This window comes from Nocardiopsis halophila DSM 44494 (assembly GCF_000341245.1).
Classification (GTDB): Bacteria; Actinomycetota; Actinomycetes; order Streptosporangiales; family Streptosporangiaceae; genus Nocardiopsis_A; species Nocardiopsis_A halophila.
In genome coordinates, this window is the sequence record NZ_ANAD01000054.1 from 21,981 (window position 1) to 37,502 (window position 15,522).

At 74.3% G+C, this 15,522-nt stretch carries 15 protein-coding genes; 6 read left to right on the plus strand and 9 right to left on the minus strand.

The features are described from left to right. Positions 1–120 precede the first annotated feature (120 nt). Positions 121–612 (plus strand): protein-L-isoaspartate O-methyltransferase family protein, encoded by a 492-nt coding sequence (locus tag D450_RS0106830; protein WP_017537933.1) that lies wholly within the window; start codon positions 121–123, stop codon positions 610–612. Positions 613–691: 79 nt separating this feature from the next. Here D450_RS0106830 and D450_RS0106835 read toward each other — a convergent pair whose 3' ends face one another. From D450_RS0106835 to D450_RS29650, 3 genes are all read right to left on the minus strand, one after another. Next, positions 692–1,084 (minus strand): transposase, encoded by a 393-nt coding sequence (locus D450_RS0106835; protein ID WP_275041805.1) that lies wholly within the window; start codon positions 1,082–1,084, stop codon positions 692–694. Between the two features lie 112 nt (positions 1,085–1,196). Then, a complete protein-coding gene (locus D450_RS0106840; protein WP_017537935.1) occupies positions 1,197–1,700 on the minus strand; it encodes a hypothetical protein in 504 nt (167 codons plus the stop codon). 143 nt (positions 1,701–1,843) lie between these two features. Continuing rightward, a complete protein-coding gene (locus tag D450_RS29650; RefSeq protein WP_017537936.1) occupies positions 1,844–2,581 on the minus strand; it encodes a S1 family peptidase in 738 nt (245 codons plus the stop codon). A gap of 566 nt (positions 2,582–3,147) precedes the next feature. On the opposite strand from D450_RS29650, the gene D450_RS0106855 reads away from it, so the two are divergent. Further along, on the plus strand, positions 3,148–4,107 hold the full coding sequence (locus D450_RS0106855; protein ID WP_017537937.1) for an ATP-dependent DNA ligase: 960 nt from the start codon (positions 3,148–3,150) through the stop codon (positions 4,105–4,107). 57 nt (positions 4,108–4,164) lie between these two features. Here D450_RS0106855 and ku read toward each other — a convergent pair whose 3' ends face one another. Beyond that, on the minus strand, positions 4,165–5,199 hold the full coding sequence (gene ku, locus D450_RS0106860) for a non-homologous end joining protein Ku (RefSeq protein WP_017537938.1): 1,035 nt from the start codon (positions 5,197–5,199) through the stop codon (positions 4,165–4,167). 106 nt (positions 5,200–5,305) lie between these two features. Between ku and D450_RS0106865 the strand changes: the two genes are divergently transcribed. Then, the gene (locus D450_RS0106865) at positions 5,306–6,538 is read left to right on the plus strand and encodes a hypothetical protein (protein ID WP_241483082.1); all 1,233 of its coding nucleotides are present in this window, start codon (positions 5,306–5,308) and stop codon (positions 6,536–6,538) included. A gap of 56 nt (positions 6,539–6,594) precedes the next feature. Here the strand turns inward: D450_RS0106865 and D450_RS0106870 are convergent, their stop codons facing one another. Then, positions 6,595–7,563: a hypothetical protein gene (locus D450_RS0106870; protein ID WP_241483083.1), complete on the minus strand. Its 969-nt coding sequence runs from the start codon at positions 7,561–7,563 to the stop codon at positions 6,595–6,597. A 163-nt stretch (positions 7,564–7,726) separates the two neighbouring features. Beyond that, entirely contained in the window at positions 7,727–8,032 is a 306-nt protein-coding gene (locus tag D450_RS0106875) for a chorismate mutase (protein WP_017537941.1), read from the minus strand. 324 nt (positions 8,033–8,356) lie between these two features. Here D450_RS0106875 and D450_RS0106880 point away from each other — a divergent pair, with 324 nt between their 5' ends. Beyond that, on the plus strand, positions 8,357–8,782 hold the full coding sequence (locus D450_RS0106880) for a PPOX class F420-dependent oxidoreductase (protein WP_017537942.1): 426 nt from the start codon (positions 8,357–8,359) through the stop codon (positions 8,780–8,782). 35 nt (positions 8,783–8,817) lie between these two features. Here D450_RS0106880 and D450_RS0106885 read toward each other — a convergent pair whose 3' ends face one another. Then, positions 8,818–9,435, minus strand: coding sequence for a helix-turn-helix domain-containing protein (locus D450_RS0106885; protein WP_017537943.1), 618 nt, complete (start codon positions 9,433–9,435; stop codon positions 8,818–8,820). A gap of 136 nt (positions 9,436–9,571) precedes the next feature. Between D450_RS0106885 and D450_RS0106890 the strand changes: the two genes are divergently transcribed. Both D450_RS0106890 and D450_RS0106895 read left to right on the plus strand, forming a co-directional pair. Next, on the plus strand, positions 9,572–10,231 hold the full coding sequence (locus D450_RS0106890; protein WP_017537944.1) for a GNAT family N-acetyltransferase: 660 nt from the start codon (positions 9,572–9,574) through the stop codon (positions 10,229–10,231). Positions 10,232–10,429: 198 nt separating this feature from the next. Continuing rightward, on the plus strand, positions 10,430–11,992 hold the full coding sequence (locus tag D450_RS0106895; protein ID WP_241483084.1) for an OmpA family protein: 1,563 nt from the start codon (positions 10,430–10,432) through the stop codon (positions 11,990–11,992). Between the two features lie 148 nt (positions 11,993–12,140). Here D450_RS0106895 and D450_RS0106900 read toward each other — a convergent pair whose 3' ends face one another. Both D450_RS0106900 and D450_RS0106905 read right to left on the minus strand, forming a co-directional pair. Next, on the minus strand, positions 12,141–13,559 hold the full coding sequence (locus D450_RS0106900) for a hypothetical protein (RefSeq protein ID WP_026128420.1): 1,419 nt from the start codon (positions 13,557–13,559) through the stop codon (positions 12,141–12,143). A gap of 337 nt (positions 13,560–13,896) precedes the next feature. After that, positions 13,897–15,447, minus strand: a complete 1,551-nt coding sequence (locus D450_RS0106905) for an aldehyde dehydrogenase family protein (protein ID WP_017537946.1) — start codon at positions 15,445–15,447, stop codon at positions 13,897–13,899. Positions 15,448–15,522: the final 75 nt, after the last annotated feature.

Sequence of the window (15,522 nt, forward strand, 5' to 3'; positions counted from 1 at the left end):
CGCGCACGTGTGCGCGGGCCGCAGGCCTGCCGCGGCCGCTCACGCACGTGCGCGGACCGACTACTCTTGGTGCACCCCGCTCGAGCCATGTCCCCGCCCCCGACGCGCCCGGAGAGCCCCGTGTCCACCACCGCCCTGTCCCGTGCCCACGCCGCCTGCTACGCCCCGGCGGCCTGGCGGCCGGCCGTGGCCGCCGTCCCGCGCAGCCCCTTCAGCGCGCGGCCGCTGTGGTCCGCCGAGCCCACGGACCCGGACCCCGCCATGGCGACCCTGCTCACGGTGCTGGACAGCGCCGGCATCCGCCCCGGCATGCGGGTCCTGCACGTGGGCTGCGCCAGCGGCTACGCCACCGCCCTGATCTGCCACCGGACCGGCGACGCCGACCTGGTCACCGCGACCTCGGCCGACCCCGCCGAGGCGGCCGCGGCGCGCTGGCGGCTGGCGCAGGCGGGCTACCCCGCCCGCGTGGTCATCGCCCGTCCCGACCAGGGCCATGCGCGGTGCGGCCCCTACGACCGGATCGTGTGCACCGACCCGATCGGCCCGCCCCCGGCCGCCTGGCGGGAGCAGCTCGCGCCCGGAGGGCGGGTGGCGCTGCCGCCGCGGATGTGAGGCGCTCCCGCCCGGGGCCGGCGGCGCGGGCGCCGTGACGCACCGCCCTCCGGCCCCGGGCCCGCCGCGGGCCCACCCGTCAGCGGGGCCCACCGTGCGAGCGGCGGGCGCGCTCGAAGGCGCACCGGGCGCCCAGCCACGCCGAGGCGGGCGCGGGGCGCACCGTGCACACCGCCTCCACCGGGGACCCGGCCACCAGTCTGCGCCCGGTCGACGGGTCGACGCGCAGGCGGTCGGCGATCCGCTGCCAGGTGCCGTCGGCGCACCAGCGCCGGTACCACTCGGCCGCCGCCTCCCCTTCCGCGGTGCTCCCGCCCAATTCGTGCCAGGGGCATCCGGTGCGCAGGCGTTCCAGCACCGCCTCGACCACGCGGCGCATGCCGCCCGGTCCTTCCCTCTCTCCGGCGCCGACGGGCATCAGCGGCGCCAGCAACGACCATTCGGTTTCGGTGATTCGGTCACGTACGGCCACGCCTCACCAGCCTGCCACTCGCGGCCCGGCCGCGCCACCGCCCCGGCGGGGTGCCCCCGGACGTGCCGGGACGCCGCCCCCGCCGGGCGCGGAGCGGCGTTCCGGTCACACCTCAGACCTCCTTGTGGCTCATCCACATCAGCACGGCCGCGGTGACCACCCCGTACAGCAGGTGGCCGGCCAGACTCGTCCACGCCTGCTCGCCGAACGCGAACGCCGGCATGCCGAGCATGGCCGGCATGAGGGCCAGTCCCCCCGCCACCCACCAGAACAGGCCGTAGGCCGCGCCCGCGGCCAGCACGGGCCAGGGGCGGTCGGCGACGGCGCCCGCGATCAGGCCGAAGACCAGGCCGAATCCGGCGGAGATCACCAGGTGCACCGCGCCGCCGGCGATGGCGTTCTCGGTGCCCACCAGCATGCCGACCGCCGGGAGCATGCCCGCGGCGGCCATGAGGACGCCGAAGACGACACCGCCTGCCAGGCCGGAGACCAGGCCTCTCCAGGCGTGCACGAGCGCGTGCGAACGCGCGTGGGCGATCGTGGACATGGCATCCGCCTCCCCGTGGGGACCGCGCGCCCGCACGGCCGCCCCGCGGGGCGCGGGGTCCTCCTCCACTTCTTCTGGTCCCCATTCTCCTCTCCGCCCGCCGTTCGGTCATCACGGATCGGGCGCCGTTCGGCAACGGAACGCCCTGGTGTCCGGGACGGGCGGGGAGCCGGGGCGGTTCCCGGGCAGGGCGCTCGGGACGGCCGCCGGTCTCAGCCGGTCACCGGCGTGAGCGCGTACCGGGACAGGATCGGGTCGATCGGCAGGAAGAAGCTCGTTCCACCGGTGGAGCAGTTGCCCGAGGCCACCAGCAGGAGGCCCTGGAGGTGGCCGTCGCTGTAGAAGGCGCCGCCCGTGTCGCCGGGTTCGGCGCAGAGGCTGGTCCGGGTGGCGTTGTAGACGTGTCCCTGCGGGGTCCGCACCGTCTGGTTCTTGGCCACGATGGTGCCGCACCGCCAGCCGGTGGTCGGGCCGGGTCGGCACACGGAGGCGCCGACGGGCGCCTCGACCGTGCCGCGGACGGTGGCGTTCGCGCCGCCGCCGGTCCGGATGGAGGAGGTGGGCCTCCAGCCGTCGTCGGCTTCGACGAGCAGCACACCGCTCTCCGGGGAGCTCCAGGCCACGGTGCCGGTGCCGCCGTCACGGCCGCGCACCCGGTCGCCCTCTCGCCCGCAGTGGGCGTTGGCCAGGAACCCGGCCGTGACGACCGCGCCGATGGTGCAGCGGCCGGGGTAGGCGTCGTTGAAGAAGGGGTCGCCGGCGACGATGTCGGCCTGGGCCGCCTGAGCGGACCGCGCCGGGACGGGAGGTCCGGCGTCGGCGGCGGCCGGAGCCGCGGTGGCGGCGGTGACGAGGGCCGCGGCCACGGCGGTGACGAGGGCGGCTGCCGCGCGCAGCGGCCGGATGAGCCGTCGGGAGGGTCTTCTTCCAGGGCGGGCGCTGGGGGACATGGCGTTCCTCGCGGTGTGGGGAGGACGGTGGGGCGGAAGCGGGCGGGCGCTCCGCCCGGGAGGGCGCGGCACGCCGGTCGGCGCGGCGCCGTGGCCACCGGGACGGCGGGTCAGTGGCGACGATAGGCCGATGCGCCGCTCCTGCCCAGACCCACGGGGAGGACGGTGCCCGCCCCGGGAGCGGTGGAGCCCTCCGCACCCGGGAACGTCTTACCCGGCGGCCGAGGAGCCGTTCAGGGGCTCCCGGAAACCCGCGGCGCCTCCTCCCTGCGCGGCGCGGAACGAGGGCGTCTGACGTCCTCTGGAGCGTTGACAGGGCTTCTTATCCCGGCCCGCGGACGTCGGTGACCGGCTCCCCGCGTTCGCGTCCGGCGGGACGCCTGAGCCGGCGCGCCGATACGGGACTCGGGGCTCAGGCGGCTCTCCGCCGTCCGAACGGACACGGAGCATACTCGGAGGGACGCCGCGCGCCGGGCGCTTCAGCGCCCCTGAGCGCCGTGGGCGATGGGAGTGCAGGTCAACGGTTGTCCGGGGCGGGCCACGGGCACGGTCTCCATGTGGAACCGATGCTGGCGCGCACCGTGCAGTCCCTCCCCGAGGGGCCGCACCTGGTGTACGAGCCGAAGTGGGACGGGTTCCGCGCCCTGGCGTCGACCGGGCCGGTCCGCCTCCACTCGCGCCGGGGGCGCCGCCTCGACACGCGCTGGCCCGAGGTGGCCGCCGCGGTGGACGCCCAGATGCCCGACGGGCTCCTCCTCGACGGCGAGATCGTCCGGTGGGCGGACGGCCGCCTGGACTTCGCGGCGCTCCAGCGGCGCAACCGCGCCTCCCCCCGTTCGGCGCGGCGCCTGGCCGCCGAGGAACCCTGCCACCTGGTCGTCTTCGACCTGCTGCACGAGGGCGGGACCGATCTGACCCGGCGCGCGCTGCGCCACCGCCGCGCCCGGCTGGAACGGCTCTTCGGCGGGGTGGACGACCCGCATCTCGTGCTGGGCTGGCAGACCGGCGACCCGGCGACCGCGCGCGAATGGTTCGACGGCCTGGCCGACGCGGGGATCGAAGGGCTGGTCGCCAAGGACGACCGGCGCTCCTACCGGCCGGGGCGGCGCGGGTGGGACAAGTACAAGCGGGTCGCGACGACGGAGGCGGTGGTCGGGGGCGTGGTGGGCCGACCGGACCGCCCGTGGGCCCTCATCCTCGGGCGCCGCGATCCCGGGTCGGGGGCGCTGCGGCCCGTGGGCCGGACCCACGATCTCGACGAGGCCCAGCGGGAGGGGCTGGACGGGCTGCTGTCCAAGGCCAGCGACGACCACCCCTGGCCCCGCACGCTGGGGCCGGCCTGGGGCCGGGAGACGCGCCAGCCCTACACCAGGGTCGAGCCGGACCTGGTGGTGGAGGTGGAGCCGGACGCGTCGGTCGCCGGAGGCAAATGGCGGCACCTGGTGCGCTACCTCCGTCCGCGCCCGGACCTGTCGCCGGGCGAGGTGCCCGAGGGGCTGGCGATCGACGCGGAGGGGCCCGGCTGAGGAGCACCCGCGGTCCGGGCTCCCGGGCCGGGATCCAGAGCCGGGACGAGAGCGGCCTCAGCGCGCCGCCCGGGCGGAGGTGTTCCTGGCCTCTTCGACCGCCTCGGCCAGCTGGTCCCTGCTCATCTTGGAACGGCCTTGGACGCCCAGCTCCCCGGCCTCCTTGAGGAGCTCCTTCTTCGTCGCCCCCTTCGGGGAGGACGGTGCGCCGTCCGCCTCGGACTCGTTTCCGCGTCGCGGCTTCGGCGCCCGCGCGCCCTTGGATCCGTTCCCGCCGCTCCCCTTGCCCCCGTTCGCGCGGGTCTGCCTGCGCTCCTTGAGGCTCTTGCGCAGCGCGTCGGTGAGCTCGACGACGGTGGACCCCTCTTGCGGCTCCTCTTCCTGGTAGGTGATGGTGCGGCCCTTGCTCTTGGCCTCGATCAGCTCCTCAAGGCGCCGCTCGTAGTCGTCGCTGTAGTCGGACGGCTCCCAGTCGGTCGCCATCGCCTCCACGAGCTGTTCGGCCAGTCCCAGATCCGAGTCGCTCAGCTCGGCCTCGGAGACCGGCGGCATCACGTCCCGGGGGTCGCGGACCTCGTCCGGCCACCACAGGGTCGAGGCCGAGAGCACCCCCTGCTGCGGGCCCACCAGGACCAGGTGCTCGCGGTCGCGCATGATGAACGTGGCCAGGCCGAGCCGCCCGGTACGCTCCAGGGCCGCGCACAGCAGCCGGTAGGGCTTGGCCGACGCGCGCTCCCGGGGGCTCACGAAGTAGGTCGCCGAGTACCAGAGCGGGTCGACCTGCCTCTCGGGAACGAACCCGCGGATCTCCATGGCCCGTGAGCGCGCGGGGAGGATCGATTCCAGGTCCTCCGCCTCCAGCACCACGTAGTCCTCGCCGTCGTCCTCGTCCACGCGGGCGCCGCGGACGATGTCGTCCTTGGGCACCTCCCCGCCGGTCCGCTCGTTGACACGCTTGTAGCGGATGCGGTCCGAGGTCCCCCGCTGGAACTGGTGCATGACCGGGCCGTGCCTCTCGCGCGCGCTGTACAGCCGTACCGAAAGCGACACCATGCCGAACGTCAGGGTGCCGGTCCATACCGGATTGACCACCGCAGCCACCCCCTCACCGCCATGATCGCCCCTACCGGGTAAAGCACGGCTCCCCTCGGGTCAAGGGCACGGGAACCGCGCCAGGGGGCCGCAGCGTCGCAATGGCGTGAGTGACGAGATGAGACCGGCGCACGGCCGGCACCGCCGCCACGCCGGCGAGGGCGCTCCGGGAGCGGACTTCGCCGACGCCCTTCTGGAGGCCTTCGCCCGCGAGCGGATCGAGGCCGAACACCTCCCTCCCACCGGGGTCCGCACCGCGCTCCCCGGGGGCGGCACCACCGACCTGGACTTCGCCGACGCCTTCCGGGAGGCGGCGGCCATGCCTCCCGGCGACCTGCCGGGCTTCGCCGCGGGCGTGGTGCGCGGCCTCATGCGCGGCTTCCGCCGCCGCGGCGTCCCGCTGGGCACGCACTACCCGCTGCCCGCGGACGACGCGGCCGGCCACGCCGTGCTCCGGGCCTTGGAGAGGCACGGGTTCTCCCCGGTGTTCCTGGACCCGGACACGATCGGCCTCAAGGCTCCGGACGGCACGGCCGGCAAGTTCGACGCGCGGGGCTACCGCTCCGCGGTCGTAGGGCGCCTGCCCGAAGAGGTCGAGGCGCTCGCGGCGGACTTCGCCCGGGACTGCGCCCAGGAGCATGCGCGGATGTCCGGGCAGGAGCGGGGACGCCCCCCGGCTCAGCCGGCGGGCGGGGCGGACCCGGGGTCCCTGCGCATCCGGCTCCACGCGGAGGAGACGCTGGCCAGGGAACTGACCGAGGAGATGCGCGCGAGCCTGGTGACGCGCCCGCTGGCGCCGGGGCTGTGGGAGACCGTCGCCGTCGACGGGCCCGACTCGGTGCAGATGCTGACGCGGGCCGCGCTCCAGCGGACGGGGACCTCCCCCGAGCAGGCGTTCCGCACGGCCGTGGACAACTCCCTGGGCGAGCCCGCGGAGGTCTCCCGGCACGAGGGGCCGGGCGGGATCCCGCTCGTGCACATCGGGGGCGACCACCTCTTCATGGCCGCGCACGTCCACGCGCTCGACCGCGCGCTGGGAGCAGCCCCGCCGTCGGGGGCGCTGGTCGCCCTGCCGGTGCCGCAGGTGGTCATCGCCCATCCGATCGACGGGCACCATCCGATCGCGGCGCTGGAGACCGTGCAGGAGGTGGCGGCCCGGTTCGCCGAGGGGGACAAGCCCATCACCGGGCAGGTCTACTGGTGGCGCCCGGGAGGAGGCCTGGACGGGCGGCCGGACCTGCGTCCGGTACGGGTGGACGTCGACCACGCGGCCAAGAGCATCGCCCTGTACGCCGACGACGACTTCCACCAGGTCGTGAGCGCCTTCACGGTCCCGTGACGGCTCCGGGCGGACCCGGCACGCGGCAGCGGGGCCCGGGGCGAAGGGGGCGCGGCTCAGTGCCAGCCGATGCCCAGGACGCCCCCGCCCATTCCCTGTTCGGCGATGTGGACGGAACCGCAGGGAGCCGGGTCGAGTTCTCCCTCGACGACCTCGGGGGCGCCCGGGCCCGACTGGGAGAAGCGGAAACAGCGCGCCGGCAGGGCGTCCGGGTCGAAGCGGACGTCGAGGACGTAGGTCTGCGCGGGATAGCGGAACGCGCGGCGGAAGTCCCTGCTGACGGTGGCGTCGGTGATGGCGAAGGCGTATTCGACGAGATGGGTCTGTCCTGCCCTCAGCGCCCGGTCGAACAACAGCTCGACGGCGACCAGCGGCTCGCGCGGGTGGCGCCGCACCCGCCCGACCGTGCAGCCTTCGACCGCCAGCGGCCGTATCGCCGCGGGAGGGACCCCGGGCTCGCCGCTGTAGACGGCCGTGCAGCGGTCGGGGCCGTCGTCCAGCGCGCGCAGCACCATCCGGGTGCCGAGTCTGCGGATGGCCTGGTCGGCCCCTACGCGGACGGTGTCCATCTGGCAGAACGCCCGCAGTGACGACTCGAACAGCGCCGATTCGTAGGAGGCGCCGTACGGCTCGGGGACGATGGGCGCGCAGGGCGCCCGCGCTCCCGGCGGGGAGGGCGGCTCCGCCCGGCGCGCCCAGCGCCCTCGCGGGCGGGGCGGGCCCAGGAGCGAGCGCAGCGCTCCGTCGGGCAGGCGCAGGATCTCCTCGATCGCGCACAGTGCCCGCAGGGACTCCGGACGCTCAGGGCGGCTCCGCCCCTGCCTCCAGTAGCTCAGCGCCGTGAGACTGACCCGCACGCCGCGACGGTCGATGCGCCGCTGCAGGCCCTCGAGCGTCAGCCCACTGTCCTCGACCACGGCGCGCAGCGCCTCGTGGAAGGGGCCGGTGCTGAGCAGGCTCCTGGTCTCCTCGCTCACCGGCTCCGGCAGCCTTGCGCGGGCGATCGGCCCATTCCCGTCGGCCACGGCCACCTCCGTGCGCTCCGGCCCGTTCCGGGACGCCACATCTCTTACCACGCGTCCCCGTCGCGGGCCACGGCCCCCGTACCCCAGTACGGGCCGGGACACCAGAGGCCTCAGGGACGCCGGAGCCGTCGTCGCAGGGCCGACGGGGTCGTGGCGGGGGCCTTCAGACGCGCGCCCGGTCCTGCTCGGCGGCGTCCAGGCCCGCCTCGATCACCGCGCGCATGATGCGCGAGATGCGCCGCTCCCCCAGACGGGGCGCGCGGCGGGCCATGGCGGCGACCAGGCTGCGCTCACGGTCGGTGTCGCGGCCGGCGAAGCCGCCGACCGGCTTGAGGCTCTGGACCTGTGCGGCCAGAAGCGCGCGCCGCTCCAGCAGCTCGGCGAGCTGGGCGTCCACCTGGTCGATGCGCCCGCGCAGCTCCTGGACCTCGGAGGCACTGCCGTTCCCGGCGCCGTTCTCGGGGGTCATCGTCGCTGATTCCTTTCGGCCTGGGGCGGCCGACCGCCCACCTGGCCAAAGGGGAGCCGACCGCTGGAAAAAGAAAAAGAGCGGAAGGCGTCGCCTTCTCGCTCTCAGCCGGCTCGGGACCCGTCGACCGCTCTGCTCACGCTCCAGCGGCCGACCGCTCCCGGGCCGGCTCGATAAACGTGAAATAGCGGTGCGTCTGGCAGGTCACGACGGTGAGTGTACCGCAAGCGCGCGGCACGGGACGTCCGCGGCCGCCGGGCGGCGCCTGTGCGACACACGCCCGGGCGCCCGGACAGGCGGAGGCACCGCGGCTACGGTGGCCCCATGGCCTCCCTGGATGATGCACGCGTGCGCGACTTCCTCATGGAGGGCACCCGCACGGCGAAGATCGCCTTCACGGCCTCGGACGGCCGTCCCCTCGTGGCCCCGGTCTGGTTCATCGTCGAGGACGGGGAGATCGTCTTCAACACCGGTGGGACCAGCGCCAAGGGCCGGTACCTGTCGCGGGATCCGCGCCTGGCACTGAGCGTCGACCTCGAGCGGCCCCCGTACGCGTTCGTCCAGGTGCAAGGGCGCGCCTCGGTCTCCGAGGACCCCGATGAGCTGCTGCGCACCGCGACCGCGATCGCCGCGCGCTACATGGGGCCGGACCGCGCCGAGGAGTTCGGCCGCCGCAACGGGGTCCCCGGAGAGCTCGTGGTGCGCGTGCGCCCGGAACGCGTGATCACGCAGTTCGACGCCACGGACTGACGGCCCGACGGGGCGGGCCGAAAGCGGCACCGGCCTCACTCCTGCCGCGCGGAAGCCTCGACCGCGGCGGCGCACGCCCCTCCTGGGGCCGGGGGGCCGGTGTCGGCGGGGTACTCCAGGAGCAGCACCGAGACCACCGGGCCGCCGACGGCCTCGTAGATGTGCGGCCGGTCGGCGGGGAAGCAGACGTAATCGCCGGGGTTCAGCTCGTAGGGGGCGTCCGGCGGGCCGACCCGCAGCACCCCTTCGGTGACGACCACGTGCTCGCGGCCGGGGTGGCCCGTCGAGCACTGCCGCTCCCCCGGGCGGACGCGCTGGTCGTACAGCTCCAGGACGCGCTCGGTGACGTCCATCCGGCGCAGCATGCGCAGGTCGACGGCGTCGCCGCCGAGGACCTCCAGGCCGTCCGAGCGCACCAGCACCACCTCGGGGTCCTCGCGCTCGGTCAGCAGCGAGGAGACCGGCACCTTCAAGGCGTTCGACAAGCTGAACACCGTCTCGATGGTGGGGTTGCCCGAGCCGGACTCCACCTGGGACAGCGTCCCCTTGGCGATCCCGGACCTGCGCGCCAGCTCCGACAGCGTGAGCGCCGACCGCTCGCGCAGCGCCCGCAGATTGGCGGCCAGCACCCGGCCGCCCCGTTCCCGCTCCACGGCACCTCCTCGGCTCGGTCCCCAGGAGGGTACCGGGAGGGCCCTGGGAGCGGCCGCCCCCGAACATTCGGTGTACGGGCTACACAGTTGCGTCTATGCTGTACACCGAAAGAGCGGCGGACCCGAGGAGGACGGCATGGCGAACGTGGACGGCACCACCGGCGTCACGGTGCGGACCTACCGCGAGCAGGACCGGTCCCGGCTGCGCGGGGTGCTCGCGCGCAGCGGCGAGGGCGACCCGGCGGCGACGTCGGTCTTCGGGGAGCACGACCCGGCGGTGTGGCTGGACCGCTACGCGGACGGCGATCCCGGCTCCTTCTTCGTGGCCGAGGAGGACGGCGAGCTTCTGGGCTACCTCACCGGGTGCCTGGACACCTCGGCCCTTCCCTCGGACTCGGAGTGCTTCGAACGCCTGCTCCGCACGGAGCGGCTGTTCCTGCGCCCCGAGACCGCGCTGTTCCTGGGGCGGATGGCCTTCGACTCGATCGTCGATCGCGGAAAGGAGACCGCCAAGGAGTTCGACGACCCGCGGTGGCCTTCGCACCTGCACATCCGCCTGGTCCCCGAAGCGCGCGGCAAGGGCATCGGCTCCGCCCTCATGCGGCGATGGCAGGAGCGCCTGCGCGAAGAAGGATCGCCGGGGTGCTTCCTCCAGGCGATGTCAGAGAACACGGAGGCCATCGCCTTCTTCGAACGAATGGGATTCGAACACCACGGAAGGCCCCGCATCATCTCAGGCTTCCGAGGCCGAAACGGCGAACGCCTGCACCTGCAGACGATGGTCTGGAGCCCGTGATATCCCCGGCCCCGACTCCTCCGCTTCCAACCCGAATATAACGATTCGCAGCCGCATGGGAACCGACGGTGCGCAGGCCGCGTCGTCTCCTGACGGACGGAGACCCGAGCACCGGAGGCACCCTTCATGCACGGACGAGACACGCACAGACCCGGGCCAGGCCCCGGCGCCTTCCTTTCCTTCTCCCTCATCGGGGCTTTGCTTCTCACAGGATGCTCCGCCCAGGAGAACGGCGGCGGAGAGGGGAAGGACGGCAGCGACTACGCGGCCCCAGATGGGGGATTCGTCCAAGAAGGCTATGTAGGCAAATGGGACGTCCATCTGAAGGCCCGCGTGGAGGTCGCCGAAGTCGCCCGCCTGGAGGACCGGACGCGCACGACGATCAGGTTCACCAGCCTCGAAGACGAACCGGTGGACATCGAGGACAACGTCTTCTCCTCGTTCGCCGCCGCCGACGACGACATCAACCAGTTCCGGCTGATCGACACCGTCCGGCAGCACGCCTACGGGGTCCACTCCGACCTCGGAACCGACCTTCCCTCCAATGAGCAGTGGATCCCCGGTGTCACCTACGAAATCGTGGTCTTCTCTCCTGCCCTCGAGGAAGGGGTGGACACGGTGACGGTCCGGGCTCCGGGAGGGATCGGCGAGTTCGCCGGCGTCCCCGTCGTCGAGGGCGAGCCGGAGACCTACCCTTCCGGGCCTCCGGACGTGGGCTCCGGAGACGCCCCGGGCGAGGGCGACACTGTGGTGTTCCCCGTCCGGGACGGCGACCCGGAACCCTTGGACGAGGAGTACGGAGGCAAGGGGTACAGGGAGCTCTACGGGTCGACCATCGGCGTGGTCCAAGGCCGCGAGGTCGATTCCGAGCGGGAGACCGTGGCGCTGCGCACCGACGTACTCTTCGCGTTCGACAAGGCGGAGGTGAGCGATACCGCCGCCGACGTGCTGGAGGACGTCATCGAGGAGACCCGAGAGCGCGCCGACCCGGAGAAGCCCCCGATCACCATCACCGGACACACCGACGGCATCGGCGACGACGCCTACAACCAGGAGCTCTCTGAGCAGCGCGCCGAGGCCGTGAAGGACATTCTCGAAGAAGGGCTCGGGTCGGGCTACGAATACGAGACCGTAGGCAGGGGCTCCACAGAGCCCCTCCGCACCGAGGGCGGTGAGGACGACGAGGAGGCGCGGGCCGCCAACCGCCGGGTGGAGATCTCCTACGCCTTCAAGGAGGACGTCGTCAGTGCGACCGAGACCGAGGAGGAAGGGGAGAAGGAGATCGGGCGCACCGACCCCGAGGAGGTCGACGGGCCCGGCACCTTCCGTTCGCACGCGGACCTCGAGCCGGTGGCCTCGACGGACGGAGTCGAGCAGCCCCACGTCAGCACCCCCAAGAGGACGTGGAGCATCGAGGTCTACCCGTTCTACCGGGACGGCGCCTACCTCGTCACACGGTTCGCGATCGCACACGACGGTGAGCGGCTGCTCAGGACCCAGAAGGTGTTCAACTCCGGATTCGGCGACTTCCCGTTCTCCGTCACCGTCCCGGAGACGGGCACGACCTACCTCAACGTCAAGCCCGACGAGGAAGGAAGATTCAGCTCGGCCGTCGGTGCGGCACCGTTCCCTCCGACCAGGGTCAAGGACGTTCCGCAGTACGGCTACTACTACGTCCCCGCTCCCCCTTCGGGCGTGGAGTCGGTGACGTTCGACGCGGGGCCGTTCGGCACCTTTGAGGACGTCCCCATCGAGGAGTGAGGTGCGGCCGACCGGAGTGGGCCTCCGGCAGGTGTCGGAGGCCCGCTGCGGGCCCGAGCGGTGGCAGGGGCGCGGGCGACTGGGAGCGCGGGCCCCTCGGGGGCAGGACGGCACCCACATGGTCCGCAGCGCGGGGGCGTGCCCCGGGTCAGAAGCGTCCGGGATCGGAGGCCGGCTCCGAGGCGTGGTCCTCGTCGCCGATGCCGCCGACGGAACCGGAGTCGGGGCCGTCACCACTACCGTTCCTGTCGCGGCGGTCCGCCTCGTGGTCGACGCCGTGGTCGGAGACGTGGTCGTGCTCAGAGCCGGAGGGGTCCGCGTCGCGGACGTCCACTTCGTGGACGGCCGGCTCCTCAAGGGCGGAGTCACCGTACAGGTCCGAGGAGGCGTCGAAGGCATGGGCGAACCCCGTGCCCAGGTCGTGCTCCCTGCGCAGCCGGAGCGCGCTGGCGGTGTAGCCGTTGGACTGGAGGAAGACGGCGAAGCGCTGGAGGAACCCCTCGTACTCCTCGTCGTCCTCCCAGTCCTCGGAGACGGCCCCGGCCACCGCCGTCCAGCGGTCGGGGTCCTCGTCCCGCCTGGTGGCGGCGGAGGCGCGCTCGGTGAACTCGGGGGCCGGCCCGGCCGCGCCTCCCCCGGGGCTCCCCGGCCGGACGCCGGACGGCATGGCCCCGGAAGGTCCGGACGGCCCGGACGGTTCCGTGCCCCCGGCCCACCTCGCGGAGCGCACGGCCCCGGCGAGGACGTCGTCCCCCTCGGCCGCCTCCATCAGCTCCTGGTAGACCTCGGGCAGCGGGCGCCCGGTGGCGGCGGAGGACAGGCGGGCCAGTGTGCCGATGCGCTCGGCGGCCTCGTCCACGCGCGCGGGGTCGCGCGCGAGCCACCACAGCAGGGCCGAGCCGGGATCGGAGAAGACCTCCTTGCTCAGGTAGTCGCGCTCCAGGCGCTCGGCGGCGCGCTCCTCCTCACGGATGGCCTCGCGCTTGCGCAGATCGCTCAGGCGCACCAGGCGCTCCTCGTCCTCGGGGGACAGCTCCAGGCGCACCTCCTCGGCCCAGACCTGTCCGATCCCGGGGTGGGAGCCGGGTTCGGGGCCGAGCGCGGCGGCCAGCCGGAACTGCGCGGTCTCGACGTCCTCGGGGCGCTCGCCCGCGGCGAACTCGCGGGCACGCCGCTCGACCGCGCAGACCGCGGCCCCCTCCGCCCCTTCGGGCGGCCCGGTCTCACGCCAGCACACCGCCGCGGAGAAAAGGAACGGGTAGTCCTTGCGCGCACTGGGCAGCCGCATCCGCAGGACCTGCCTGCGCCTATGGGCCGCGGCGGCCTCGGCCCGCGCGCGCTCGGCACCGGCGCCGCGCCGTCCCGCGGAGCCGCCGGCCAGGACCGCCGTCAGCACCAGGGCCGTGAAGAGGGCGAAGAGCCCCGCCGCCAGGGCCGTCTGCCCGGTGTCGGGCGGCCAGCCGGGAACGCCCCAGCGCTCGACGGCCCACCAGGTGAGGCAGGCCAGCGCCGCGGCGAGGGCGGCCGCGGCCAGGAGCGCGGTGAGGACGCGGCCGTTCCTGCTCATCTGCGGTTCGGGCGCCGTTCCACCACGCGGCGGTGCGGGCGCCCTCCTCCTTCCTGCGGAAGCCGTGCGCGCCGCACGCCGCTCATGCGCCGGGGGCGCGGCCGTGCGGGGCGGAGCTCCGCCCGGTCATCGGGCGGACGGTGATCATGCCTGAGCGGCACGCTACTCCCTCCACACCCGCCCCACGGCCGTTTCCCGCCCCACGCACCCCAGATCACCCCGCCTGTGGCCGGATCCGGCCAGATTCGGGCGTTTCGGTGCGGGACCGGGTCCGGCCGTGAGCCCGGTCCCGCCCCGGGCCCGTGGACCCGGCGGCCCTGGGTCCACGGGCGGGTCCTCACCCGCGGGGGTCGGGACGCAGGGTGTAGTCGGGGAAGTTGCCCGGCAGGCGCTCGCCCTCGGGGCCACGGGTGACGGCGCGCACGAGCAGGTCGCCGCCGACGAAGGCGCCGCGCCAGGAGGCGCCCCAGCCGCCGAAGAGCTCGTCGCGGTCACCGCGCGAGCGGGGCCGGTTCACCCCGACCTTGAACGCCCGCACCTGGGCGGCGATGCGCTCGGCCGCCTCCGGGTCGTCGCAGGACAGGCTGGCCACCAGCGAGCCGTTGCTGGCGTTGAGCGCCGCCAGCAGCTCGGCCTCGGTGTCGACCAGGACCACGGTGTCCACCGGCCCGAAGGGCTCGGCGTGGAACAGCGGCGAGGAGCGCGGCGGCTCCAGCAGCGCCACCGGCGCCATGTAGGCGTCGGCGTCCTGGCCCGGGAGCAGCGCCGCCTCGTCGAGGCCGCCCCGGTACAGCGGGACCGCTCCCCCTGCGACCGCGTCGTCGACCTGATCCGCCAGGTCCTTGGCCTTGGCCGCGGTGATGAGCGGCCCGAAGTCCAGCTCGGGCAGGTCGTCGCCCGGGTCGGCCACGGCCAGCGGGTGGCCGAAGCGCACCGCCCGGGCCGCGGGCAGGTAGGCCTCCAGGAACCGGTCGAAGAGGGAGCGCTGCACGACGAAACGGGGGTAGGCCGTGCACCGCTGCTTGGCGTAGTCGAAGGTCTTGCGGATCTGCCCGGAGAGCGTCTCCCAGTCGCCGAACTCCCACACGCCCCAGCAGTTCAGCCCCTCCTGCTCCAGGATGTGCCGCCGCCCGAGGTCGGCCACCGCGGTGGCGACCTGGCCGCCCGCGTCGCGGCCGCCCACGAAGGACACGCAGCCGATCTCCCTGCCGCGCACCAGGGCCGGCGACAGGTCCCGTCCAGCACCGCTGACCAGGGTGAAGGGCAGGCCTTCGCGAACGGCCAGGGCCACGGCCAGCGTCAGGCACACCAGGCCGCCGTCGGTGGGGGTCTTGGCGATCGCGGCGTTGCCCGCCAGCGCCTGCACCGCCATGGCGTGGGCCAGCACGCTCATCGGGTAGTTCCAACTGGCGATGTTGGAGACCGGGCCCGGGAGCGGGGCGCGGCCCTCCAGCATCCCCTCGATCCGCTCGCCGTACCAGCGCACGCCCTCGATGGCGCGGTCCACGTCCTGCAGCGCCAGCCGCCACGGCTTGCCGATCTCCCAGACCAGTGCCAGCGCCAGGGTCTCGCGGTGCGCGCTCCAGGCGTCCAGGGCGGCGCGCACGCGGGCGCGGCGCTCGGACAGCGGTGTGTCCGCCCAGGCCCGGTGCTCGTCGGCGGCGGCCCGGACGGCCTCCTCGGCCGTGGCCGCGTCCAGCATGGGGAGCGCGGCGAGCTCGCCGCCGTCCACCGGGGAGAAGAAGGGGCGCGGTGTGCCGCCCGTCCTCCAGGCCCCGCCCCACCGGTTGAGCGCCCCGGCGGGGCCGAAGGCCTCCGGTGCCGCCTCGCGGCACCGGGAGTAGACGGCGTCCCATTCGGTCCCGGGCTTGAGGATCGGTCCGCTCACAGGACGGCCCTCCCCACTGCGGCCTCGCGCACACGGGCCGCGGTCTCGCTGGGGGTCTTGCCGACCTTCACGCCG

Bases quoted from the DNA above. Each gene is read 5' to 3' on its own strand.
- D450_RS0106875 (WP_017537941.1), bottom strand. From the start codon at position 8,032: ATGACCCCCGAGAACGGCGCCGGGAACGGCAGTGCCTCCGAGGTCCAG.
- D450_RS0106880 (WP_017537942.1), top strand. From the start codon at position 8,357: ATGGCCTCCCTGGATGATGCACGCGTGCGCGACTTCCTCATGGAGGGC.
- D450_RS0106855 (WP_017537937.1), top strand. From the start codon at position 3,148: ATGCTGGCGCGCACCGTGCAGTCCCTCCCCGAGGGGCCGCACCTGGTG.
- D450_RS0106900 (WP_026128420.1), bottom strand. From the start codon at position 13,559: ATGAGCAGGAACGGCCGCGTCCTCACCGCGCTCCTGGCCGCGGCCGCC.
- D450_RS0106890 (WP_017537944.1), top strand. From the start codon at position 9,572: ATGGCGAACGTGGACGGCACCACCGGCGTCACGGTGCGGACCTACCGC.
- D450_RS29650 (WP_017537936.1), bottom strand. From the start codon at position 2,581: ATGTCCCCCAGCGCCCGCCCTGGAAGAAGACCCTCCCGACGGCTCATC.